The following is a 999-nucleotide window of genomic DNA, read 5'->3' on the forward strand; positions in this document are numbered from 1 at the left end:
GTTTTACCGGTTACCGGAATAATGCGCACGGCAGTGGTTTTGCTGTTGATCATGCCGATGGCGGCCTCGTCGGCGATGATGCCGGAAATGGTATGCGCAGGCGTATCGCCGGGGACGGCAATCATGTCCAAACCAACGGAGCAGACGGCTGTCATAGCTTCGAGTTTGTCCAGTGTCAGCACACCGGCTTCAGCAGCGGCAATCATGCCCTCATCTTCTGAAACAGGGATAAATGCGCCGCTCAAACCGCCGACCGCGCTGGAAGCCATCATGCCGCCTTTTTTCACGGCATCATTCAGCAAGGCCAAAGCTGCTGTCGTGCCGTGCGTACCGCAGACGCTCAAGCCCATTTCTTCAAGAATGCGCGCCACCGAGTCGCCGACAGCAGGGGTTGGTGCTAACGACAAGTCGAGGATACCAAACGGGATATTCAGCATTTTTGAGGCTTCGCGGCCGATGAGTTCGCCCACGCGGGTAATTTTGAAAGCGGTTTTCTTCACAACTTCCGCAACTTTGGTCAATGTCGTTGCATCTGAATTTTCCAACGCGGCTTTTACAACACCCGGGCCGGATACGCCGACATTGATAACGGCATCCGCTTCGCCCGAACCGTGAAACGCGCCCGCCATAAACGGATTATCTTCTACTGCATTACAGAACACGACAATTTTGGCGCAGCCGAAACCTTCGGGCGTGATTTCAGCCGTGCGTTTGATGGTTTCGCCTGCCAGCTTGACCGCATCCATATTGATACCGGCACGCGTGCTGCCGATATTAATGGAGCTGCACACGATATCGGTGGTTTTCATGGCTTCGGGAATGGAACGGATCAGCACTTCGTCCGAAGGCGACATACCTTTTTGCACCAGCGCAGAAAAGCCGCCGATAAACGACACGCCAATAGCTTTGGCTGCCTTATCCAAAGTTTGCGCCACGCTGACATAGGAGTCGGCATGGGTGGCCGCGGCGATTTGGGCAATCGGTGTGACGGAAATACGC

1 protein-coding gene is annotated in these 999 nt (G+C 55.0%); it reads right to left on the reverse strand.

Annotation, left to right across the window (positions count from 1 at the left end; genetic code table 11):
- Positions 1-999 (reverse strand): PFL family protein (locus ACTHUR_RS11975; RefSeq protein ID WP_440398716.1); only part of this gene is annotated, 999 nt, incomplete at both ends.

Source organism: Neisseria sp. P0021.S007 (genome assembly GCF_051956855.1).